The 22448-nt window shown below is 63.8% G+C and carries 22 protein-coding genes and 1 tRNA gene; 14 read left to right on the forward strand and 9 right to left on the reverse strand.

Annotated features, from left to right (window positions below):
* The first annotated feature begins 85 nt into the window (after nucleotides 1-85).
* Together ACEE23_RS03350 and ACEE23_RS03355 are read left to right on the forward strand one after the other, a co-directional pair.
* Nucleotides 86-162, forward strand: a tRNA-Leu gene (locus ACEE23_RS03350).
* A 322-nt stretch (nucleotides 163-484) separates the two neighbouring features.
* The gene (locus ACEE23_RS03355; protein ID WP_368521013.1) at nucleotides 485-1939 is read left to right on the forward strand and encodes a DHA2 family efflux MFS transporter permease subunit; all 1455 of its coding nucleotides are present in this window, start codon (nucleotides 485-487) and stop codon (nucleotides 1937-1939) included.
* A 156-nt stretch (nucleotides 1940-2095) separates the two neighbouring features.
* Here the strand turns inward: ACEE23_RS03355 and ACEE23_RS03360 are convergent, their stop codons facing one another.
* Nucleotides 2096-3664, reverse strand: coding sequence for an esterase-like activity of phytase family protein (locus ACEE23_RS03360; RefSeq protein WP_448871972.1), 1569 nt, complete (start codon nucleotides 3662-3664; stop codon nucleotides 2096-2098).
* Between the two features lie 333 nt (nucleotides 3665-3997).
* Here ACEE23_RS03360 and ACEE23_RS03365 point away from each other — a divergent pair, with 333 nt between their 5' ends.
* From ACEE23_RS03365 to ACEE23_RS03380, 4 genes are all read left to right on the forward strand, one after another.
* Nucleotides 3998-4633 (forward strand): dioxygenase family protein, encoded by a 636-nt coding sequence (locus ACEE23_RS03365; protein WP_368519789.1) that lies wholly within the window; start codon nucleotides 3998-4000, stop codon nucleotides 4631-4633.
* Between the two features lie 116 nt (nucleotides 4634-4749).
* Complete coding sequence (locus ACEE23_RS03370) at nucleotides 4750-5544, forward strand: Bax inhibitor-1/YccA family protein (protein WP_368519547.1); 795 nt, start codon at nucleotides 4750-4752, stop codon at nucleotides 5542-5544.
* Between the two features lie 746 nt (nucleotides 5545-6290).
* Nucleotides 6291-6896, forward strand: coding sequence for a hypothetical protein (locus ACEE23_RS03375; protein WP_448871974.1), 606 nt, complete (start codon nucleotides 6291-6293; stop codon nucleotides 6894-6896).
* Nucleotides 6880-8670, forward strand: coding sequence for a hypothetical protein (locus ACEE23_RS03380; RefSeq protein WP_448873528.1), 1791 nt, complete (start codon nucleotides 6880-6882; stop codon nucleotides 8668-8670). Before ACEE23_RS03375 ends, ACEE23_RS03380 begins: the two co-directional genes overlap by 17 nt.
* A 95-nt stretch (nucleotides 8671-8765) precedes the next feature.
* Here ACEE23_RS03380 and ACEE23_RS03385 read toward each other — a convergent pair whose 3' ends face one another.
* The 3 genes from ACEE23_RS03385 to ACEE23_RS03395 all read right to left on the reverse strand — a co-directional run bounded on the left by ACEE23_RS03385 (nucleotide 8766) and on the right by ACEE23_RS03395 (nucleotide 10552).
* Nucleotides 8766-9257: a hypothetical protein gene (locus ACEE23_RS03385; protein ID WP_368519550.1), complete on the reverse strand. Its 492-nt coding sequence runs from the start codon at nucleotides 9255-9257 to the stop codon at nucleotides 8766-8768.
* A gap of 44 nt (nucleotides 9258-9301) precedes the next feature.
* On the reverse strand, nucleotides 9302-9826 hold the full coding sequence (greA, locus tag ACEE23_RS03390; RefSeq protein WP_368519551.1) for a transcription elongation factor GreA: 525 nt from the start codon (nucleotides 9824-9826) through the stop codon (nucleotides 9302-9304).
* Between the two features lie 222 nt (nucleotides 9827-10048).
* Nucleotides 10049-10552 (reverse strand): DUF4307 domain-containing protein, encoded by a 504-nt coding sequence (locus ACEE23_RS03395; protein WP_368519552.1) that lies wholly within the window; start codon nucleotides 10550-10552, stop codon nucleotides 10049-10051.
* Nucleotides 10553-10715: 163 nt separating this feature from the next.
* Here ACEE23_RS03395 and mca point away from each other — a divergent pair, with 163 nt between their 5' ends.
* The 3 genes from mca to ACEE23_RS03410 all read left to right on the forward strand — a co-directional run bounded on the left by mca (nucleotide 10716) and on the right by ACEE23_RS03410 (nucleotide 12823).
* A complete protein-coding gene (mca, locus tag ACEE23_RS03400; protein WP_368519553.1) occupies nucleotides 10716-11606 on the forward strand; it encodes a mycothiol conjugate amidase Mca in 891 nt (296 codons plus the stop codon).
* Nucleotides 11607-11691: 85 nt separating this feature from the next.
* Nucleotides 11692-12000: a hypothetical protein gene (locus ACEE23_RS03405; RefSeq protein ID WP_448873530.1), complete on the forward strand. Its 309-nt coding sequence runs from the start codon at nucleotides 11692-11694 to the stop codon at nucleotides 11998-12000.
* A 52-nt stretch (nucleotides 12001-12052) separates the two neighbouring features.
* On the forward strand, nucleotides 12053-12823 hold the full coding sequence (locus tag ACEE23_RS03410; protein WP_368519555.1) for an isoprenyl transferase: 771 nt from the start codon (nucleotides 12053-12055) through the stop codon (nucleotides 12821-12823).
* A gap of 27 nt (nucleotides 12824-12850) precedes the next feature.
* Here ACEE23_RS03410 and coaA read toward each other — a convergent pair whose 3' ends face one another.
* Nucleotides 12851-13777 carry a type I pantothenate kinase gene (coaA, locus tag ACEE23_RS03415; RefSeq protein WP_368519556.1) on the reverse strand — a complete coding sequence of 309 codons (927 nt, stop codon included), beginning with the start codon at nucleotides 13775-13777 and terminating at the stop codon, nucleotides 12851-12853.
* 193 nt (nucleotides 13778-13970) lie between these two features.
* Between coaA and glyA the strand changes: the two genes are divergently transcribed.
* Nucleotides 13971-15272, forward strand: a complete 1302-nt coding sequence (glyA, locus tag ACEE23_RS03420; RefSeq protein WP_368521016.1) for a serine hydroxymethyltransferase — start codon at nucleotides 13971-13973, stop codon at nucleotides 15270-15272.
* A gap of 46 nt (nucleotides 15273-15318) precedes the next feature.
* On the opposite strand, the gene ACEE23_RS03425 is transcribed toward glyA, so the two are convergent.
* Complete coding sequence (locus tag ACEE23_RS03425; RefSeq protein ID WP_368521107.1) at nucleotides 15319-15663, reverse strand: DUF5997 family protein; 345 nt, start codon at nucleotides 15661-15663, stop codon at nucleotides 15319-15321.
* Between the two features lie 84 nt (nucleotides 15664-15747).
* Between ACEE23_RS03425 and ACEE23_RS03430 the strand changes: the two genes are divergently transcribed.
* The 4 genes from ACEE23_RS03430 (at nucleotide 15748) to ACEE23_RS03445 (ending at nucleotide 19451) form a co-directional block, all read left to right on the forward strand.
* The gene (locus tag ACEE23_RS03430; RefSeq protein WP_368521017.1) at nucleotides 15748-16434 is read left to right on the forward strand and encodes a LysR family transcriptional regulator substrate-binding protein; all 687 of its coding nucleotides are present in this window, start codon (nucleotides 15748-15750) and stop codon (nucleotides 16432-16434) included.
* A 120-nt stretch (nucleotides 16435-16554) separates the two neighbouring features.
* Nucleotides 16555-17193 (forward strand): LGFP repeat-containing protein, encoded by a 639-nt coding sequence (locus tag ACEE23_RS03435; RefSeq protein ID WP_368521018.1) that lies wholly within the window; start codon nucleotides 16555-16557, stop codon nucleotides 17191-17193.
* Between the two features lie 251 nt (nucleotides 17194-17444).
* The gene (locus tag ACEE23_RS03440; RefSeq protein ID WP_368521019.1) at nucleotides 17445-18818 is read left to right on the forward strand and encodes a PhoH family protein; all 1374 of its coding nucleotides are present in this window, start codon (nucleotides 17445-17447) and stop codon (nucleotides 18816-18818) included.
* Nucleotides 18819-18899: 81 nt separating this feature from the next.
* Entirely contained in the window at nucleotides 18900-19451 is a 552-nt protein-coding gene (locus tag ACEE23_RS03445; protein WP_368519561.1) for a GNAT family N-acetyltransferase, read from the forward strand.
* Nucleotides 19452-19622: 171 nt separating this feature from the next.
* Here ACEE23_RS03445 and ACEE23_RS03450 read toward each other — a convergent pair whose 3' ends face one another.
* The 3 genes from ACEE23_RS03450 to ACEE23_RS03460 all read right to left on the reverse strand — a co-directional run bounded on the left by ACEE23_RS03450 (nucleotide 19623) and on the right by ACEE23_RS03460 (nucleotide 22431).
* On the reverse strand, nucleotides 19623-21182 hold the full coding sequence (locus ACEE23_RS03450; protein ID WP_368519562.1) for an MDR family MFS transporter: 1560 nt from the start codon (nucleotides 21180-21182) through the stop codon (nucleotides 19623-19625).
* Nucleotides 21176-21805 carry a TetR/AcrR family transcriptional regulator gene (locus tag ACEE23_RS03455; RefSeq protein WP_368519563.1) on the reverse strand — a complete coding sequence of 210 codons (630 nt, stop codon included), beginning with the start codon at nucleotides 21803-21805 and terminating at the stop codon, nucleotides 21176-21178. The genes ACEE23_RS03450 and ACEE23_RS03455 overlap by 7 nt, the downstream gene beginning before the upstream one ends.
* Before the next feature lie 98 nt (nucleotides 21806-21903).
* Nucleotides 21904-22431, reverse strand: coding sequence for a hypothetical protein (locus ACEE23_RS03460; RefSeq protein WP_368521020.1), 528 nt, complete (start codon nucleotides 22429-22431; stop codon nucleotides 21904-21906).
* Between the last annotated feature and the right edge of the window lie 17 nt (nucleotides 22432-22448).

The raw sequence follows: 22448 nt of genomic DNA on the forward strand, positions 1-22448 counted from the left end.
CGGGTCTCAAGCAACCAGCCCCGGGGTCGTGCGACCCGGTTTCCATCCCGGCCCTGTTGTGAATTAGACTCAATAGGGTTGCACAGCCCCTATAGCCCAATCGGCAGAGGCAGTTGACTTAAAATCAATTCAGTGTGGGTTCGAGTCCCACTGGGGGCACCACTACCAGCGGAAACACTCCGCCGGCACCACGGGAACCGCGCTTTCCGTCAATAAGGAGTCCAAAAATTGCGCGATTTCGATGGGGTAGCAGCCCTTGGCGCCCCCCAGCTGAGCCAATAGCTAAAGCCGAGGCTCCATCTGTAGCGGGTGCCCCTGCGCGATAAAAGTTCCGCAGGTCGCAGAGCCGTTGCTCCCGCCAACTGGTTTTTCAAGTTGACAGCGCCGCAAATGTCCAGCATTGTTGACTTATCACGATTATGCCGCCCGCCCCTTGTCAGGGGCGTGCGGCCCTTTTTAATTTGTTTTTCCAGGAGGTTGCCGGATGACCAGGCCCGATCCGCGTTCCCGCTCCCTGTCAGGGGAGACCACGCTCATTATTTCGGTGCTCGCACTGACCACATTTGTGATGCTGCTGAATGAGACCGCCCTGTCGGTGGCCCTGCCGTCCATCATGACGGAATTCGACGTCACCTCCGCGGTCGCGCAATGGCTGCTGACTGGCGTGCTGTTGACCATGGCCATCATGATGCCGATGACCGGGTGGATCCTGGATCGCTTTACGACGCGTTCGGTGTACTTCTTTGCGGTCGGTGCCTTCCTTATTGGTTCTGTCGTCGCGGCCTTCTCTCCGACGTTCGTGATTCTGCTGGGCGGCCGTGTCCTGCAGGCCGTGGGTACCGCTATCCTCCTGCCGTTGCAGATGACCGTCGTGATGACCGTGGTTCCGCCGAAAGTGCGCGGTACCGTCATGGGCGTTATTGCGATCGTCATGGCAGTCGGCCCGGCCCTGGGACCGACGTTCGCCGGTGCCGTGATGTCCGTATCCACCTGGCACACCACGTTCTGGATCATGGCCGCCCTCGTCGCCGTCGCCGCGGCCTTTGCGGCCTGGAAGCTGCGTAACGTAAGCGAGCTCAAGCGCGCCCCGCTCGACGTCGTGTCCGTGGTGCTTTCCGCCATTGCCTTCGGCGGGCTGGTCTACGGCCTGTCCTCGGTGGGCGTGCTCATCGACGGCGGCGACGGTGCGGGCGTCGTCATCGGTGTGTCCATCGCCGGCGTTATCGGCCTGGCACTGTTTATCTGGCGCCAGCTCGCCCTGGCTCCGAGCGGCCGCGCCCTGCTGGACCTGACCCCGCTGACGGTCAAAAACTTCGTCGTGGCCATCATCGTCATCGTGCTCTTCCAGGCCGCGATGCTGGGCATGGCCAACACTCTGCCGCTCTACCTCCAGGGCGCGCTGCTGACCACCGCGCTGGTCGCCGGCCTGGCCTCCTTGCCGGGCGGCCTGGTGGAGACGGTGCTTTCTCCTATTGCCGGCGCCTTCTACGACCGCGTCGGGCCCCGCCCGCTGGTCGTCCCCGGCACCCTGATCGGCGCGGCCGCGCTGCTGTGGATGGGCACGGTCAGTGAGGAATCCCCGGTCTGGCTGCTGGTGGTGCAGTACACGATCTTTGGCGTCGCCATGGCGCTGTCCCTGACCCCGCTCATCACCACGGCGTTGTCTTCTCTGCCGTCCGAAATCTACTCGCACGGTTCCGCCATCCTCAACACCCTGCTCCAGCTGGCTGGCGCGGCCGGTATCGCTGTGATGATTGCCATCATCGGCCACGTCGCCGGTGCCGGGGGAGGCACCCGTGCCGCCCAGGGCGACGGCGCGGCCACCGCCTTCATGGTCTGTGGCGGCCTGCTAGTAGTCGCTGTTATCGCCGCGCTGTTCCTGCGCAAGCCCGAGGACCACGGTGAGGTCAAGACGGTGGATAGCGCTGAGCCGGCCTAAAAACCGCGGCTAGCAAGACCCAAAAACAATGCTGAGGCCTTAAGAGGCAGATGCAGCAGGCGTTGCTGAATACGGAAAAGACCAGCCAATAGGCTGGTCTTTAGTTTGCTTAAACCCACTAGCTCCCGGCCGGAAGCCGGGGCGGACTAGAGCGGACTAGCTCAGGAACTGGCGAACCTGGGCAGGCAGCAGGTCGAGCAGCTGCTGCGGCAGAGCCTTGGTGAAGGCCATGGCGCCGCCCACGACCGCGATGATGCCGACCACGGCTGCGAGGATCCCGCCGACGCTAGAACCGCTCAGGGAAGAAAGGGAGGATGCCGAAGAGGCGGAGGAGGTAGAGGAGCCGGAGGACTGAGACGGCTGCTCGTCGTCCTGGCCCTGGTCGCCCTCGCAATCGGTGGTGCGGGTGTTTTCCACAGCCCGGAAAGGAATACCTTCGGTCACGCCGTCATCGGCCCAGAGGAAGACGGTGGTTTCCTCCTGCTTGCCGTCGGTGCACTCGCCGGCAAAGGTGTGGGTGGCGAAGCCCTCGTTGGCTACATTGTCCATCTCGGTCGGACGGGCCTGGACCTCGGAGGCTGCCTTCCACTCGCCGTCAGCCTGGGTCAGCTCGATGGACGCGCCTTCGCAGACCTCGTCGCACAGGGCGCGCAGGACACCGGATTCGGTGTCGTAGTCCAGCGCCATGACGCCTTCGAAGGGGGACTCGTAGCGCTGCTTGAGAACCGGGGCGTCGCCGGACAGGTCGACGAAGAGGACCTCGCCGTTAGCCTCGACACCGACCGCGAACTCGCCGCCGCCCAGAGCAGAAATGGCTTCCAGGCCGGAGTTGGCGCCGATTTCGCCGGTGAACTCGGACAGGTTCCATTCCTGCTCGGCGGCCAGGTCCCCGCCCTCGCTGGTCGGCGCAGCGAAGTGGAGTACGGACGGGCGGGAGACATTCTTGGATGCGTTGTCGCGCTCGGTGGCGACGTAGAGGGAGCCGTCCTCGGCAACGGTAATGCCCTCGGTATCCGGCAGGCCGCTGCCGTCCGGGTACTTGAGGTTCCACTGACCGGCGACGGTGTAGCTGCCGCTGTCAACGTCGTAGTCGAGCGCCATCAGGCCGCCCTCGTCGTTGTTGACAACCCAGGCGCGCCCGTCGGCGTCGAAGTCGATGCCGGAGAAGTCTTCGATAGCTAACTCCTCGCCGAGATCAACGTCCTTGATGGTCTGCGGGTCGAAGGGCCACTCCGTATCCGCAACCGGCTCGGTCTCGCCCTCGGCGATATTGGTGGCATCGCGGGTCGGCTCGCCGGTCACGGCGAATTCGCCAGTCATGTCCGGAACGCGGCCCCAGGTGGTGGCAGCGTGGCCTTCCCAGGTGGTCTCCTCGACGAGCTGGCTTTCGGCGTCAAAGAGGTGAACCGAGTCGTTGCCGCCTAGGCCAAAGCCGTCGTCTTCCAGGTCCGTGTAGAAGCTGAAGTAGCCGCCGGATTCAATCTCGGTGCCTTCCGGGAAGACGATTGGGGTGTGGTCGTCATCGTCATCCAGGATTGACCAGCCGCTGATGTCTACCGAGTTCACCTCGTCGATGTTGGCTAGCTCAACCCAGTCACCGACTGGGTCGCCGTTGGACTCCACCTCGTTGATAACGACAGGGGACTCGGAGTCTCCTGCGCCAGGGCGGTGGGGACGGACAGAGCACTGAAGGTCATCGTGGCGGCGACGGTAGCCGGTAGCCAACGACGGCGGGAAACTGCAGACATGGGCAGGGTTCCTTGCTTATAGGGACAGAGAGAAAAGAGCAGACAACACCTTAAGTGCCAGTGGTAGCCGGGGCCCGACAACGAGGTAAACACTAGGCAAACGCTGAGTTTGTAGCCCCAAAATTGGATACAGGCACGCCTCAGTAACTGCTTGGTTAGCTATCTGGAACTGCTCTGGGGCCTACACGCATTCGCCCGGGGGACGACATCGAAGATTAGGGACTCGCTTTAGACATGCGCGCGATGGTGACCCGGCGACGGCCCCAACGGTCCCGACATTCTGGACGAAAGCGGCGTCGAGCGCCGTGACCTGACCACCTCCGTCGCTGGCAACGGCTCGGTCGACGGCGTGCCGATGACGCTGACGATGAACCTCATCGACATCACCAACGACAACCAGCCGCTGGCCGGCGCCGCAGTCTACGTCTGGCACTGTAACGGTGCGGGGGAGTACTCCATGTATTCCGATGGCGTGACGGATCAAACCTGGCTGCGTGGCGTCCAGGTCACTGACGATGCCGGTACCGTGACCTTCGATTCCATCGTCCCGGGCTGCTATAGCGGGCGCTGGCCGCACATCCACTTCGAGGTATTCACCAGCATTGATGAGATCACTGATGCTTCTAACTCCGTGCTGACCTCGCAGATTGTCGTGCCGGAAGAGGTCGCGCGTGCCCGTTACGACGACGATACCTATGCGGGCTCGCTCGACAACTCCAACAAGATAACCCTGGAAACCGACAACGTATTCTCCGACGGCTGGGACGCGCAGACCCCTGCGGTATCTGGCTCGAGGTCGGCCGGTTATCGGCTGGAGATCGATGTGCCCGTCGATGCCACCGACAAGGCCACCGGTGGCGGGCAAACGCCTGCCGCGGGCGGTGGCCCGGGCCAAGGCGGCCCCGGCGAAGGTGGCGGCACACCCCCGGAGCCACCGAGCAACTAGAATTTTGGGTATAAGTCAACAGAGTGGGAACTTTCTGGAAACGCGACGCGTTGATCCTAGTGACCAGACCCTAGACTCCTAGACATATTCCCAAAAGGAAAGGAAGCGGGATTCCCTTGCGCAGTAACAACCCGGTAATGAACACGCTTGCCACTTCGGAGCAACAATCTTCGAATGGCTACAACGACCCGCAGGCTTACGGCCAGGCTCCTGAGCGCCCGATGACTGTCGATGACGTCGTCACCAAGACGGGTATCACGCTCGGCGTCATTATCGCCTTGGCAGTCGTCAACTTCGGAATCGCCGTGGTTACCGGTGATGCCTCGCTGTCGATGATCCTGACGCTGGTCGGCGGCATCGGCGGTTTCATCACCGTTCTGGTCGCCACCTTCGGCAAGAAGTGGGACTCCGCAATCGTCACCCTTATCTACGCTGCTTTTGAGGGCCTGTTCATCGGCGGGTTCTCCCTGCTGATTTCCGGCTACTTCACCGTGGGCGGCTCCGACGCCGGCGCCCTCATCGGCCAGGCCATCCTGGGCACCGTCGGCGTCTTCCTGGGCATGCTCTTCGTTTACAAGACCGGCGCGGTCAAGGTCACCCCGCGTTTCCGCAAGATTGTCTCCGGCGCCATCATCGGCGTCTTCGTGCTGGTCATCGGTAACCTGCTGCTGGCGCTGTTCACCGGCAACAACCCGCTGCGCGACGGCGGCACCCTGGCGATCATCTTCTCCATCGTCTGCATCGTCCTGGCTGCCCTGTCCTTCATGAACGACTTCGACCTGGCCGACCGCCTCATCCGCGCAAACGCACCGGCGTCGCACGCCTGGGGCGTGGCCCTCGGCCTGGCCGTCACCCTGGTCTGGCTCTACACCGAGATTCTGCGCCTGCTGAGCTACTTCCAGAACCGCTAGCTTGCACCACGCTTTCTGCCTACCGCCTTTCCCCGTTTGGGGAGGGGCGGTTTTGTGTTTCCGGCAACCCCGCGGTTTGGCCGGTTTTACCGGTTCTGCGGCTCAGGTGCGCCCTTCGCGGTCACGGGCTGGCAACAGGTGCGCTGCTCGCGATTCTCGGTGAGCGCGAAGGGTTCATTGGGCATCGCCGTTATTGCACGCGATTAGTGGCTGAGTGCTGGACATGGCAGGACATGTCAGTCAAGCTGTTGTGATAAACCTACAGGCACTAGACAGGTTGGCTTTGGTAGCCCATGTGTTGAGACCCCATGAGCTGCGAAAGAAGCGCAGAATTCCCCGCAGGCTTATGACATCTATGTAATTCCGGGTACACCCGTTTCTTCAAGCGCCAGTTGGTTTGAACATGGAGTGGCTCACTTTCATGCAGTTTTCAAACCGCAAATGGCCTGCACCTACGCTGTCAACTTTCTGTAAAAGGACTAGCGCGCAGACACCAGCTGAAACCGGCCGCAGAAAAAAGTTTGACGGCTCGGGAAGACAAAATTTCGATGTTCATGCAAACTGGGTACCGAGGCCGCCGCTAAGGGGCACGAGGGAGAGCCGACAAGGAGCTTCCAAGTGCTTCGCCCCGGTAATAAAAGCCAAGCTCGGGGTAGCTTTTGTTGCTGGGGTGGCGGTCTCACACGTTGAGGTGGGGCACGCAGAAAGATCGGGGGGATCACATGGTTAGAAAGGTACTGAGCAGCGTGGCACTAGCCACAGCCTTTCTCGCCGGGGGTTGTTCCGGAGTCGGTTTCTCTGAAACAGGCTCGGAGCTTTCTGCCGAGGATGAGCACAACACCGTTGGTGCCGAGGGGGCGGCGTCCGAGCCCGCGGATGTTGCATCCGACGCAGAACCCCACAGCTCAAACTCCGAGTCCACGAAGTCCTTGCTTCCTCCACTAGGGGAGCCGGACTTTATGGCCCCGGGGTTTGAGCTCTTTCAGCTTTGCAAGGAAATTTCACAAGAAGAATTCGAAAAGGCCGGGTTCGGTCCACGTTGGGACACCATGGATGCTTTCAGCAACGAGATCTGCATGTTTGGGGAATCTAGGGCTGACTTGGTTGTCGCTTCGGTAGCTGAGGCGTCGAACAATTGGGACCCTGAGTATGAGCCTGTAAGAGGAGCAGCGGAAGAAATCAGCGGAAAAGTATCCGAAGATCGGTGCACCATAAGCATCGATACTGTTGGTGGCTCTGTGACTGTCCAACATATCAAACAGCAAGATGTAGCTCTCGAAGAGCGATGCGAAAGAACAAGAGAATTAGTTAGCAATTTAACGGGGGATGAGTTTTATGGAACTGAGCGCTGATTCGCTTTTTGAAAGCCAACAAAGAATGTTGCAGGTCAAGGACCGCGTCGATAGCTTGCGCCACTTCGGTTTCGACGTCTTAGACTTCGGCTTCTCGCCCATTACTGGCATTGACCGGACGGGGGATATCCACGGGCGGGCGGTGCATATGGACCCGGCGTCGGCGTTTAGTACTTTGGAGAAGTTTGCGGGCCAGTTGGGGTGGATGGCCTCGGTGCTGGGGGATGAGGCGCAGGGCTTCGAACAGCAGGAGGATGCGAATGCTCATGGCCTGGATATTGCGGATGCTGGCGGGGCGGTAGGTAAGTCGGCGATGCCGATTGTGAACCAGCCGGAGCCCGGCTACAGTCCGTTTAGCTTTGTGCCGCCGGTGGTGAATACGGGGTCGTCGATGTTTGGCCTGGTCCAGGGCTTCTTGTTTACGAATATGGGCCGGATTAGCAACACGATTCATCGCTGGCAGCAGTTCGCGTCTCGGGTCAATGGGATCTCCAACGAGATGGATGCGCTGGCGGGGCAGCTGCAGTCGCGCAACCAGTCGGAGACCACGGACCGGGCCGCGGCCAAGATTCGGGAGGTCGCGGCTACGGGTCGGCAGTTCGCGGCTAATGCGACGGTGATGGCGGGGAAGAACTCGACCATGCTGGCGGGCCTGCAAGCCGACCAGGTAGTGGCGTCAGTTGATTGGGGAACGGTTCTTTCTATCCCGGACCCGGTGGCGCGGAAAGCGGCGGAGCAGGCGATGCTGCTCAAGCACCAGGGGATTTTGCAGAATATTGTGCTGCAGTCCATGCCCATCCAGCACAGCCTGATGGACCAGGCCCCGGCCAGCGGTGGTGGGGACCTGCACTTGGGGATGGGGGCCGTGGATGGAAACGGGCAGCGCTATTCCACCGAGGGAGTCACACTGCCACAGCAGATGCAGGAGCTTATGAACCGCCCGGGCGTGGGCCCGGGCTCCTTCGAAGTCGCAGACGGCCAGATTAGTGCGGTCGACGGGGTGGGCCTGGACGCCGCGACGCGGCAGGAGATGCGCGATGCCGCCCACCGCGGCAGCCAGTGGCTGGCCGACCACGGGCTGATTCCGGCCGGGGATTCGGCGTTCAGTGGCGGGCAGATGGCAACGCACGCGGCCAACGTGGCGGCGCCGAGTATGCCGGGCGCGGTGGTGCCGGGTGCATCGGCAGCAGGTGGTGTAGCGACACCGGCCGGTGCGCCGGGCACTGTCACCCCGGCCGGGGCGTGGGCCGCACCAGGCGCCGGTCGACCGGGGATTGGGGCAGCGGGCGGTGGCCTGGCCGGAAGCAACCGCGGGGCGGCCTTCTTGCCGGGGAGTGCCTTCGGAGGGATGACCACGGCGGCGCCGGGTGCGGCCGGCGGTTCCGGCCATGGTTCAGCCGGAGCGCGCGGTGGCCTGCGCGGCGGGGTGCCGGGGGCTGCTGGCATCGCTGGTGTCCCGGGAGCGGCCGGCGGTGGCCTGGGCGCTGGTGCCGGGGCTGGTTCGGGTGCCGGCGGTGCCTACGGGCAGAGCCCGGCGCAGCAAGCCAACAAGGCTGCGGCCGGGGCGTCGCAGAATGGCCGGGCAGGAGGCATCGGCCGCGGAATGGCGCCCATGATGGGCATGCACCGCGGGGGACACTCGTCGAAGGAGTCCTCGCGGTCGGTGCGCGCGGTCGTAACCGAGGTCGAAAAGGACCCGAACCGGCTAGCGCTGCTGGGCCAGCGGCCGGCGGTCGTCCCCGGCGTTATTGGTGCCTGGGTGCGCGAAGACTAGGTTCTGTTAGGTCTTTTAGTCCCTTAGCTGGACAACAAAACCGCCCCGCGGGAGTGCGTGTGTACTCCGGCGGGGCGGTGGTGTTTAGGGGGAGATTAGTTCTCGCCGACGACTTCGCCGTCGACGGTGATCTCCGTGAAGGTCAGGCCCTGCGGGGACTCGGCCGGGCGGGAGAGGACGACCTCGACCTCTTCGGTGTTGGCGCCGCCGGCGCGGGTGCCGGTGCCGCGGGCGGAGTCATTGTCCCACTCGGTCCACTCGATGTTGGTGATGGAGTCGGTGGTGTCCTCGCAGTCCAGAGCGATGGAATCCGGCTCAGCGACGGCGATGGACTCGCAGGTCAGGTGGCGCGGGGCGCCGGCCGCGGCCAGGGTCGGCTGAGCCGAGGAGGGCTCAGCGGTGGTGCTGGCGGAAGAACCCGCGCCGGACTCGGCGGCGGAGCTGGACGGCTCAGCGCGGTCGGTGAAGGTCGAGGCGTTGTCGATCTTCTCCTCGGACGGGTTCTCGTGCGGCGGGTGGCAGGCAGCAAGGCCCAGGGCGGAGACTACGGCGAGGCCGGCGGTAGCGAGGCGAGAAAACTTCTTCATGGGGAGTGCTCTTTTCTGAGTTAGGGGGATCGCAGAAATGTGGATTAAGACTGCTGGCGCGGGGTAGCGGCCTTAGCAGAATCATACGGCTTGGCCGACAGGATCGTGACCGAATTGGTCTTGCCGCTCGGAGCGGTGTATTCGCGGGTCTCACCCTCGTGAGCGCCCAGGATGGCAGCGCCCAGCGGGGACTGCTCAGAGTAGGTCTCCAGGTCCTTGTTGTCGGAGGCGGCAGCGCGGGTACCGATGAGGAAGGTTTCCTTGTCGTCCTCGTCGCCGTTGTAGTAGACGTGCACCACGGAACCGATGTGGGCCACGCCCTCCTCGACGCCGGAGCGCTCCGTGGTGGAGTTGGCCAGCACCTCGGAGATCTGCTTGATGCGGGCCTCTTCCTGGTCCTGCATCTCACGGGCGGCGTCGTAGCCGGCGTTCTCCTTGAGGTCGCCCTCTTCGCGGCGCTCGTTGATCTCGGCGGCAACGACGGGGCGGTGATCGATAAGCTCCTGGAGCTCTGCCTCCAGCTTGGCCTTGGTCTCCGGCGTGATGTACTGCTTTTGCTGTTCAGCCATGGTGCACCTTCCCTAAATTCATCTCAGATTGTTCACCGTGCCACTACCTGGCCGGTGGTAAATGGTGGGGTCGGCCGGCGAAAAAGAAACAGGCACGGTCGACCCACGTAGCGCCCCGAATTTTAGCACAGCGGCTAGGCCGCACTTGTGTGCGTCCCCCAAGATTGGGGCCAGCGGGTCCCGCCGCACGGCGGAGTAACGGTAGCGGCGTGGGAGCCGGGATTATTCGGCGTATTCGGGGTTGTCGACGTCGAGGTAGGCCGGGATCTGGCTCGAGCAGCCGTAGACGCCGCCGGCGACGGCGCGGTCATTGGTGGGGATATCGACCGCGATGCGCATGCTGTCCTTACCGTTGGCAGGGATGGGGATTTCGCGCCGGCCGACCTCGGCCTTGGAGTAGTCATAGGCCTGGACGATGCAGTATGCGGCCTCGTCAGGGGAGTTGCGGGTGACATCCGCCCACACGCGCAGGGTGTGATCGTCGCGGATTTCGTGGGTGACGTAGGAGATTTCCGCGTTGACCTTTTCTTGCTGCATGAAATACTGCACGCCGTAGAAGATCATGGCCAGGATGATCGCGCCGATGACGAGGGCGATTGCCTTGCCCGTGAAATCCTTCGGGGCGGTGCGGGTGCGGGTGCCGCCGTAGCGGGCCGACAGGACCGTGCTCGTGGGCCGTGCTGCCGATGCCCCACGCGGGGCGCGCTGGTCTCCTCCGGAACTCATGAGCCACAGTCTAGTCAGAGTGCCCGGCGTTCGGGAATTCGCCGTCATCGCTTAGGATAGATCCCCATAGGCTCAGGCGGTTGAACGTTCGCGCCCCGCACGCGGGCGCCACGCACCGGATCTGAGCCGGACGGTAAATCTACGATTGAGGATGTTTTAGCACGTGACTGGATTGCGTCTGTTAGCTATTCACGCCCACCCGGATGACGAGTCATCGAAGGGCGCGGCCACCACCGCCAAGTACGCCGCCGAAGGCGACGAGGTGCTGGTGTTGACCTGTACCGGTGGCGAGCGCGGCGACATCATCAACCCGGCGATGGACAAGCCGGGCATTAAGGAGCGGATGAAGCAGGTCCGCCGCGAGGAGATGGCCGCTGCCGCCCAGGCGCTGGGCGTTAAGCACCACTGGCTCGGCCACGTCGACTCCGGCCTGCCCGGGGACCCGTGGACCGAGGACATCCAGGCGCTACTGCCGGAGGGCTGCTTCGCCGCGCTGGACGATGCCGTGGTGGCCCAGGAATTCGTCCGCGTCATCCGCTCCTTCCGCCCCCACGTCATCGTCACCTACGACGAGAACGGCGGCTACCCGCACCCGGATCACCTGATGGTGCACCGGGCCTCGATGATCGCGTGGGAAAAGGCCGGGGATCCGGGCTACCACCCGGAGCTCGGCGAGGCCTGGGAGCCGCTGAAGCTGTACTACTCCCACGGGTTTATCTACCAGCGGATGAAGATCTTCCACGAGATGCTGCTCAAGGAGGGCAAGACCAGCCCGTACGCCCCGATGATGGCGCGCTGGGACGAAGGCTTCGGCGATATTATGGCCAGGGTTACCACTCAGGTAGAATGTAGTGAGTACTTTGCCAACCGCGAGGCCGCCCTGCGGGCGCACGCGACGCAGATTGACCCGGCCGGCGCTTTCCTCGCGACCCCGGTTGCGGTGCAGCAGAAATACTGGCCGACCGAGGAATTCGAGCTGGCGCGCACGCGGGTGTCCACGTCGCTGCCGGAAAACGACTTGTTCGCCGGGATTTCTGCGGACAGCGAACGCTAACCGCGCAGCACACGCTTCTTGCCCCGCGTAGTGAGCAGTATTATTGAACCTATCGGGCATTTCTAACCAGGAGGACGAAGCCCCTATGAGTATCAGCGATCACGTGATTTACGCCGCCAGCGACCCCAGCTTCATGCTGCTGGCCCAAGGCGGCTCCGACGGCCCGGTCGGGCCGGAGTTCGGTAAGGCCTCGCCCATCGGCCTGCTGATCCTCGCCATCATGGGCGTCTTCGTCATCATGGCGGGGGGGTTCTTCCACCGCCGCTACTCCCGTTTCCGCCGCCGCACCCTCTTTGCCGAGGCGCACGGCATCGATCCCTTCGACAAGGAGACGCTGGACGCGGCCATGGCAGAGGCCGGGGTCCTCGACCGTCGCAAGTCCTCGAAATTCTAGACATTCAACCGCATTTGGCTCGAGAGAGGCAATAGCCAGCTACACTAAGGGCGTGAATTTCGTGCCAGCTTTGCTCTACCCGCTCTACGAAGCCCGGCTCCTGCGGGGGCTCAAGGGCAAACCCCAGCCTAAGCACGTCGCGATCATGGCGGACGGCAACCGCCGGTGGGCACGGGAAGCTGGTTTTACCGACATCAGCCACGGGCACCGGCAGGGGGCCAAGAAGATCGGCGAGATGATCTCTTGGTGCGCCGATACCGAGGTGGAAGTTGTCACTATTTATCTGCTTTCGACGGAAAACCTCAAGCGCCAGGAGGCGGAGGTCAAGCTCCTCTTCGACATCATCTCGGATGTGGTAGAGACCCTCTCGACGGGCGATCTGGGCTGCCAGGTCCGCTTGGTCGGGCACTTAGACCTACTGCCGGACCCCGTCGTCGATCGCATGCGCCAGGCCGCCGAAAAGACGCAGGATAACTCCGGGGTCATCGTCAACGTGGCCGTCGGCTACGGCGGCCGGCAGGAGATCGTCGACGCCGTCCAAGACTTGGTGCGCGCGGAGGCGGCCGAGGGCACGACCGCGGAGGAGATGGCTGAGCGCGTGACCGCCGAGTCCATCTCGCACCACCTCTACACCAAGGGGCTGCCGGACCCGGACCTGGTCATCCGCACTTCGGGCGAGCAGCGCCTGTCCGGCTTCCTGCTCTGGCAGGCGGCCTATTCCGAAATCTGGTTCACGGACACGTACTGGCCGGCCTTCCGCAAGCTCGACTTCCTGCGCGCGCTGCGTGACTATTCGCAGCGCTCCCGCCGCTTCGGCAAGTAGGACGGGGAGTTCAGCGCGGAGTTTTGTTTAAAGCTTGCGCATGCGCACTTGCTCGACCAGGTGGTTCGGGCCCTTGGTGAGCACCAGGGAGGCCCGCACGCGGGTCGGCAGGATGTTTTCTACCAGGTTGGGCAGGTTAATCGACTGCCAGATCTCGCGGGCCTGGGCCGCGGCCTCGGGGTCTTCCAGCCCGGCGTAGTGGGCGAAGTGAGCGCCCGGCTTGCGGAAGGCCGTGTGGCGCAGCCGCAGGAAGCGATCGATGTACCACTGTTCGATGACGCTGGTGCGGGCGTCGACGTAGACCGAGAAATCGATCAGGTCGGAGACCATTAGCGTCGGGCCGGTCTGCAGCACGTTGAGGCCTTCCAGGATGAGGATGTCGGGCTGCTCGATGACCTGCTGCTCGTCCGGCAGGATGTCGTAGACCACGTGGGAGTAGACGGGGGCCTTGACCTGCGCGGCGCCGGACTTGACCTCGGTGACAAAGCGCAGCAGCGCGCGCCGGTTATAGGACTCGGGGAAGCCCTTGCGTTGCATCAGGCCGCGTTCCTTGAGCACCTTGGTGGGGTAGAGGAAGCCGTCGGTGGTCACCAGGCTGACCTTCGGGTGGTGCTCCCAGCGCTGCAACAGCACCTGGAGCAGGCGCGCGGTGGTGGACTTGCCGACGGCCACGGAGCCAGCCACGCCGATGACGAACGGGACGTTGGCGGGCGGATTGCCCAGGAATTGTTCGGTGGCGGCCGTGAGCTTCTGCCGGGCCTCGACCTGCATGTGGATGAGACGCGACAGCGGCAGGTAGACGTCTGCGACCTCGTTAAGGTCGATGTTCTCCCCGAGGCCGGATAGCTTGGCTACCTCTTCTTCGGTCAGCACCTGGGGCATAGATTTGCGCAGCTCGCGCCAGGAATCTCGGTCGAAGTTCAGGTAGGGGCTGGGGTCATGCGTGCGCGCCATAGCCCCTATTGTTCCAAAGCTCCCTTCAAGCGGGTGTAAACGGGTAGCGGGAAACGCCGAACTAAACGGGAAAGTACTCACTTTCGTTAAGATAAGTGGCACGCCTAATACAACCCCGGGGCGTTCGGCTTTTGAGCGGGCCGGGGAGTGGCGGGTGAGTTTAGCCCCACAAGGAAGGTACGGAAGAATTTCTATGACTGCTTCGAATAACGCGGACGTTCGCTACCAGGAGCTGCGTGAGCTGGATCCGGACACGCACGCGGCGATCACCGGTGAGCTCGCCCGACAGCGAGACACCCTGGAGATGATTGCCTCCGAGAACTTCGTCCCGCGCGCGGTCCTGCAGGCCCAGGGCTCGGTGCTGACCAACAAGTACGCGGAGGGCTACCCGGGTCGCCGCTACTACGGCGGCTGTGAGCACGTCGACGTGGTCGAGGACCTGGCGCGCGACCGGGCGAAGGAAATCTTCGGCGCGGAGTTCGCCAACGTGCAGCCGCACTCCGGCGCCCAGGCCAACGCCGCGGTCCTGGCCGCGCTGGCCGAGCCGGGCGACAAGATCCTCGGCCTGTCCCTGGCCCACGGCGGCCACCTGACCCACGGCATGAAGCTGAACTTCTCCGGCAAGCTCTACGACGTCGCCGCCTACGAGGTGGACCCGGAGACCATGCGCATCGACATGGACAAGCTGCGCGAGCAGGCCCTGGAGGTCAAGCCGAAGGTCATCATCGCCGGCTGGTCCGCCTACCCGCGCACCCAGGACTTCCAGCGCTTCCGCGAGATCGCCGACGAGGTCGGCGCTTACCTGTGGGTCGATATGGCCCACTTCGCGGGCCTGGTCGCGGCCGGCCTGCACCCGTCGCCGGTGCCGTATGCAGACGTGGTCACCACCACCGTCCACAAGACCCTGGGCGGCCCGCGCTCCGGCATGATCCTGGCCAAGCAGGAGCTCGCCAAGAAGCTGAACTCGAACGTCTTCCCGGGCCAGCAGGGCGGCCCGCTGATGCACGTCATCGCGGCCAAGGCCATCGCCATGAAGATCGCCGGCACCCCGGAGTTCAAGGAGCGCCAGGAGCGCACCCTGGAGGGCGCGAAGATTATCGCCGAGCGCCTGACCCAGGACGACGCCAAGGGCGCGGGCATCGACGTGCTCACCGGCGGCACCGATGTGCACCTGGTGCTGGTCGACCTGCGCAACTCGGAGGTCGATGGTCAGCAGGCGGAGGACCTGCTGCACGAGGTCGGCATTACCGTCAACCGCAACGCCGTGCCGAACGATCCGCGCCCGCCGATGGTGACTTCGGGCCTGCGCATCGGTACGCCGGCGCTGGCCACCCGTGGCCTGGACGCGGAGGCATTCACTGAGGTCGCCGACATCATCGCCACCACTCTGGTGGAAGGCGATAAGGCGGACAAGCAGGCGCTGCGCGCCCGCGTGGAGGAGATTACCAAGCAGTTCCCGCTGTACGAGGGACTCGAGGACTGGAAGCTGCTCTAAGGATTGGGGCCTGCAGCTAGGCTCAGCGAGGGCCTAGCTGCAGCTTTTATTCGGACGCCTCGTTGGCGCCCGAGTGGTTGTCGCGTTCCTGGGCGTGCTGCGTGCGCGCGGCGCGCAACCACTCGGGCTGGTTTTCCAGCAGCTCCTTGATCTGGGCTGTGGTCAGCGGGGCGTCCATGTCGTTCTTTTTCAGCGAGGTCACCGAAATGCCCAGCTTCTGGGCGACCACGGGGCGCGGGTGCGGGCCCTCGCGCCGCAGGGTGGCAAGCCACTCCGGAGGATTGTGCTGGAGCTCGCGGAGCTCGGCGTGGGTGACCGCGCCGGATTGGAAGGACTCCGGGGTGGCCGGCAGGTAGATGCCAAGCTTCTTCGCCGCGGTCTGCGGGCGCATGGCGGTGCCAGAGGGCTGCTGCGGGGAATCTTTTTGGTAATCAGTCACAAGGATAACGGTAGCACTTTCGCTAGAATAAGGACCATGTTGCGCCTAGCATTTGCCACCGGCACGGAGCCGGGAAAGTGGTTTCGTCGGTTCCGGGAAAACACCGCCCACGGGGGACTGGAAACACTGGACGCGGACGACGCGCTTGCCACCTTGCTCGACGGGGGAGCGGATCTGGCGCTGGCGCGGGTGCCGGCCCGTGGGGACGAGCGCATCGACAGCTCCTTCCACGTGGTGCGCCTGTACGCCGAGGCCCCCAGCGTGGCGGTTCCCAAGGACTCGGTTTACGCCGAGGTCGGCGAGGACGTCCGCGCGGAAGACGTCGCGGACGAGTACCTCAACTATCGCATCCCGGATTCCGGGCTCGTGGACGTCGAGGCCGTGCGCGCCGGGCTGCAGGTGGTCGGCGCCAACGTGGGCATCGTTATTGCCCCGCGGCCGCTGCTGAAAGTGCTGTCCAAAAAGCAAGTGGTGCCGCTGGGGCTGGTGGATGCCGAGGTACCGCGCACGGAGATCTGCCTGGTGTGGAAGAAAGACCGCGACGCCGACGATATCCAGGACTTCGTGGGCGTGGCGAAGGGGCGGACGAAAAACTCCTCGCGGCAGGAGAAGCCGAAGCGCAGCGCCCGCGAGAAGGCCAAGGCCAAGCAAGCGCGGCGGGCGGCCGCGCGTTCGTTACCAAAAAGTAAGAAATCCTCTGACCGGCATAAACGGCGCAAATAGTTAGCGTATATCCCATAATTTCTGACTAAAGTTTGGGATATTTGTTGAAAAACTCTGGATGGATTCTTACGGTGGAAGTTGTTGTTAAAGCGTATTTATCAACGAAAGTGAGGATCAACCATGAACAAGATTTCTCGTCGTGTTGTTGCCGGCCTGGCAGCTGCCACCCTGTCCTTCGGCGTAGTTGCGTGCTCCGACGCGGAGAACGCTGCCAACGACGCTAAGGACACCGCCGGTTCCGCCGCCAACGAGGCCACCGACGCCGCTGGCTCCGCCGCTAACGAGGCCACCGGCTCCAACGATGACGACGCCGACGACAAGGGCGACGACAATGCTGACGATAAGGGCGACGACAATGGCGCCAACGGCGACAAGAAGGCCGTGACCACCGCCGCCGGTGAGAAGGAAGTTCCGGCTGATTTCGCTTCCGCTATCGAGGACAAGACCTCCGAGTGGGGCGAGCCGAAGGATATCACCGAGGGGGAGAACGGCTCCGTCGCCACCTTCGACGATGACAAGCTGCTGGCTTACTCCGAGGAAACCGGTGCCCAGCCGGTTATCGGCAAGATCGCTGAGACCTGGACCGCCGAGGGCGGCGTCGACAGCAAGGTCGGCCTGCCGACCGCTCCGGAGCAGCGCGACGACGACGATGACGACGGCTTCGAGGGCTGGAAGCAGAGCTTCACCAACGGCTCCATCGAGTGGGACTACGACGATGACCACGGCCAGTACGAGGCTGACATCGACGTCAACGACTAATTTTTCGCAGCGCCTCATTCCGGCGCGCTGATTCACACCCGCGGGAAGCGGCGGCAGTATTTAGCCGCCGGCCCGCGGGTTTCGTGATCGTTAGGGAAGGGGTGGCCGGGATGTTGCGTCTAGTTTGACTAATGTTCATCTTTCACCCATGTAATTTCAACCTAGCCGGCCTACATTGGGTGGTGTCCGCACGGGCCGGGCACCACTGGTTCGTGATTGACCGCCAATTTTTAAGGGAGCACCTTAAAGCCATGACCTATCCGACCACGACCTCCACCCTTCCGCTTACCGACGCCCACCTCGACGGCTCCGTCAAGACCAAGACTTATGTTCTGGATACTTCCGTGCTGTTGTCCGACCCCTGGGCGCTGAAGAAATTCGCCGAGCACGACATCGTGCTGCCGGTAGTTGTTATCTCGGAGCTGGAAGGAAAACGTCATCACCCAGAGCTTGGCTGGTTCGCCCGCCAAGCTCTTCGTCATTTGGAGCAGCTGCGCGTCACCTACGACCACCTGGACCAGCCGGTACCCGCCAACGAGGAGGGCGGCACCCTGCGGGTGGAGCTGAACCACCAGGACCAGTCCCTGCTGCCGGCCGCCTTCCGCGGCCCGGAGGGGGATCACCGGATTCTGGCCTGCGCGCTGAACCTGGCGCACGAGGGCAAGGAGACCGTGCTGGTGACCAAGGACGTGCCGCTGCGCGTCAAGGCCGGGGCCGTGGGCCTGCCGGCGGATGAGTACCACGCGCAGGACATCGTGCTGACCGGCTACACCGGGATGGCGGACGCCGCCGTGCCGGGCGAGGTGATTGACGAACTCTATCGCGATGGGGAAGTCGTGATTGATGACGTCCGTACCCGCGAGGGCACGCCCGTGACAGAGCTGCCGGTGCACTGCGGCGTGAAGCTGTGGGCCGGCCAGCAGGCGGCGCTGGGGCGCGTGGCCGCGGACGGTTCCGTCCAGGTGGTGCGCGGCGACGCCAACGCCTTCGGCCTGCAGGGACGCTCGGCGGAGCAGCGCATCGCCCTGGATCTGCTGCTGGATAACTCCGTCGGCATCGTCTCCGTCGGCGGCGGGGCCGGCACCGGCAAGTCGGCGCTGGCGCTGTGCGCCGGGCTGGAGGCCGTGCTGGAGCGCGGCGAGCACCGCCGGATCGTGGTCTTCCGCCCGATGTACGCGGTCGGCGGCCAGTCCCTGGGCTACCTGCCGGGCTCCGAGTCGGAGAAGATGAACCCGTGGGCGCAGGCCGTCTACGACACCCTGGACGGGCTGGTCTCCGAGAACGTCATGGACGAGGTGCTCGACCGCGAGCTCATCGAGGTCCTCCCGCTGACCCACATCCGCGGCCGCTCCCTGCACGACTCCTTCGTCATCGTGGACGAGGCGCAGTCGCTGGAGCGCAACGTCCTGCTCACCGTGCTCTCCCGCCTGGGGCGGGGGTCCCGCGTCGTGCTCACCCACGACGTCGCCCAGCGCGATAACCTGCGCGTCGGCCGCCACGACGGCGTGCAGGCCGTCATCGAAAAGCTCAAGGGCCACGAGCTGTTCGCGCACGTGACTCTGCAGCGCTCCGAGCGTTCCGCCATCGCGGAGCTGGTCACGGATCTGCTCGAAGGCGATCACTAAAAGCGCTGGTGAGCACGCTCGAAACGCGGTTTTGGGAAACCGACTAGCGCGCAAAAACAACTGCAAGGAATAATGGACAGCATGTCTAAAAAGTCGTTCAACATTCGTCCGTTCCGGACAAACGATTACCCGCAGATGATGCATATTTACGAGGAGGGCCTGAACACGGGCCACGCCACGTATGAAACGACGGCATTGTCGCTCGAGCAATTCACCAACGCCAAGATCCTGTCCACCGTCTTCGTCGCCGTCGAGGAAGACGATGACAACAAGGTCGTCGGCTGGGTTTCGGCCGCCCCGATTTCCTCCCGCTCCGTCTTCCACGGCGTGGTGGAAGACTCCATCTACGTCGATCCCTCGGCCCAGGGCCGGGGCGTGGCCGGCGCGCTGCTGGACAAGCTCATTGAGGTCTGCCAGGAGCTGCACAAGTGGGCCATCCACGCGTGGATCTTCCCGGAAAACACCGGCTCGGCCAAGCTGCACGAGTCCCGCGGCTTCGCCAAGGTGGGCACCTACTCCCACCTGGCGAAGATGACCTACGGCGAGCTCGCCGGCCAGTGGCGCGACACCGTCGTCTACGAAAAGCTGCTGCCGAAGCCGGATGCGCCCGGCACCGCGCCCGCTGAGGACTAGCTCCACTCAACCGCTACTGCACGCCACGCGTCCCTACTCCGGTAGGGGCGCGTTTTGTTTTAAGTACCGACTGCGGCGGAGACGAAAAGACAAAAATGACCACCCGCGCCGCGGCTGGTATGCAGTGCGGCGGTGGGTGGCCATCGTTGGCATCGGAGTAGGTAAGGGGTTTTAGGAGATGGTCTCCTTGAGGTGCTCCTCGCGCAGCGGCAGCAGGAGCAGCAGGGCGATGATGGCCATCGGCACCATCAGCAGGATGACGGGCGTGAGACCGTCGTTGTAGGAGTTCAGGATGGCGTCCTGGACCGGGCCGGGCAGGTTGGCGACCATGTTCGGGGTCAGGGAGTTGGCGCCGCCGCCATTCTCGCTGAACTTCTGGGCCAGGGCCGCGCCCTGCTCGCCCATCTGGGCGAAGGCCTTGGGCAGGCGGGTGGCCATCTCATCCTGCATGTTGTGGATGAACATGGAACCGACCAGGGAAGCGCCCAGTGCGGAGCCGATCTGGCGGAAGAAGTTGTTGGCCGCGGTCGCGGTGCCGACCTGGGCCAGCGGGAAGGAGTTCTGGACGATCAGGACCAGCACCTGCATGACCAGGCCGAGGCCGACGCCGAAGACCAGGAAGCGCACGCCCAGCTGGGTCAGGGAGGTATCCACGGTCAGCTGGGAGAGCCAGTAGAGGGCGCCGGCGGTAATCGCCAGGCCGACAATCGGGTAGATCTTGTAGCGGCCGGTCCGGGCGATGATGAAGCCCACGCCGGTGGAGGTGCCGATCAGGCCGACCATCATCGGAATCATCATCAGGCCCGCCTCGGTCGGGGTGAGGGTGTGGACCATCTGCAGGTAGGTGGGCATATAACCCAGCACACCGAACATCGCCAGGCCCAGGACCATGCCGGAGGCGGTGGTCAGCACCATGTTGCGGTTCTTAAACAGGTGCATCGGGATGAGCGGCTCGGCCGCGCGCAGCTCGATCAGCACGACCAGGATGGCGCCGATGACGGTGATGGCGGCCAGGGTCAGGATGACCGGATCGGACCACTCGTATTCGGTGCCGCCCCAGGTGGTCATGAGGATCAGGCTGGTGGTGGTGATGGCGATGAAGGTCGCACCCAGGGTGTCGAACTTCTGCAGGTTCTTCTCACCGACGCGCAGGTGGAGCACGGCGATGCTCACGCCCATGGCCAGAATGCCCAGCGGGATGTTCATCCACATGCCCCAGCGCCAGCCGGGGCCGTCGGTGAACCAACCGCCCAGGACCGGGCCGAGCACGGAGGACAGGCCGAAGACGCCGCCCATGATGCCCATGAACTTGCCGCGCTCACGGGCGGAGGTCACCTCGGCCACGATGGCCTGGGAGGAAATCATCATGAAGCCAGCGCCGAAGCCCTGGACGGCACGGCCGATGATAAGCAGCGTCATCGAGTTGGCGAAGCCGCCGATGGTGGAGCCGATGACGAAGGTGAAGGTACCAGCGATATAGATCCACTTGCGGCCCATCTGGTCGCCGAGCTTGCCGGAAATCGGCATAGCGATGGTCATGGTGACCAGGAAGGCGGAAATAACCCAGCTCATGTGGTCGACGCCGCCGAGCTCGCCCACGATGGTGGGCAGGGCCGCGGAGAAGATCATCTGGCCGAGCGAAGACATCAACATTGTCAGCACGAGCGCGCTGAAGATGAGCCCGAGGTTGTCGGCGCTCTTTTTACCCGCGTGGGGGTTTGCAACTACCATGCCAGGCCTTTCGCGTACGAAGTAATAATTTGAGCAGAACGACGGAGATTCTCCGTCAAAGATTTATCGGTGGAGTAGAAGTCCCCGGTGGCCACCAGCCACAGCGACTCCCGAAGCAGGGAGGCGATGAGCGCGGCCTCGCACCGCGGGGACATTCTCGGGTTTTGTTGGTCGTCCGGGGTCTTTTCCAAGCGCTTCTCGATCAGCTCGCGCAGCTCCTGGGCCTTGGCCCGCTTGCGGGCGAAGGACTCGGCGGCTACCTCGCTGTCTTGGGCAATTCTTTGCCGACGCGCGTGGATTTCCGGGCTGTCGTAGTGATCGTCTACGTGCTTAGCGATGAGGGTGAGGCTGAGCTCCAGAACGTTGTCGGTGGGGGTGGTCAAAAACCACTCGGTCAGCTCCGGGGAGAATTCCCGGGACGGGCTGCCCATGACCGCCGAGGCCTTGGAGTCGAAGTAGTTGAAGAAGGTGCGCCGGGAAATGCCGGCGTCCTCGCAGATCTCTTCTACCGTTACCGCCGCGAAGCCGTGTTCGTCCACGAGCTTGGTGGCGGAGTCTTCGATCCGGCGCCGCGTCTTGCGGCGCTTCTGTTCACGCAGTCCTACACAGTCATCGTCTTGCACGGAGTGCAACTTTACACGCGGTGCAAGTTTGCACCAAGTGCAACGACTATGATTTTTCGAAAACTCTCGGCCGATTGTTTCCGGCGTTACATCGTGGCCTATTCGGCGGTCAGCGTGCCCCGGACCAGGCCGGCATCCGCAGCCTCATCGCGCGGGGTATACGTCGCGCGCAGGCCGTGGTCGGCGGGCTCAAAAGCCCAGGTCCCGTCCGCCTGGCAGCGCCCGGCGAGGGTCTCGGCGTCGAAAACCACCCGAGAGCCGTCGGCCTCCGGATCGAAGAGGTAGACTTGGCAGTTTTGGTCCGGGTAGGTCGCGATCCCCGTCTGCCCGGTCAGCGCCGCGACCGCGGTCCAGGGAGTATCGGCGGAGTCTTCCTCGCTCAGCTCGCCGTAGAACATGCCGCGGGCAGAAGCGGAGCCGGGATCGGTATGCAGCTCGAAGTCGCCGCCCGCGTCGTCGCGGGCGGTGGGGAGGGAAAACGGCGCGGGCTCGCTGGGGGCCGGGCGCAGCAGGTAAGCGGCGACGGCTGCGAGAAGCGCTAGCACTATCACGGTCACCCCGGCGAGGATGAGGCGGCGGCGGGAGCGACGGGACTCGCGGTAGCGCGTGAAGGTATCGGCAGGCATGACAAAAGCATAACGCC

Source organism: Corynebacterium sp. 32222D000AT (assembly GCF_053546955.1).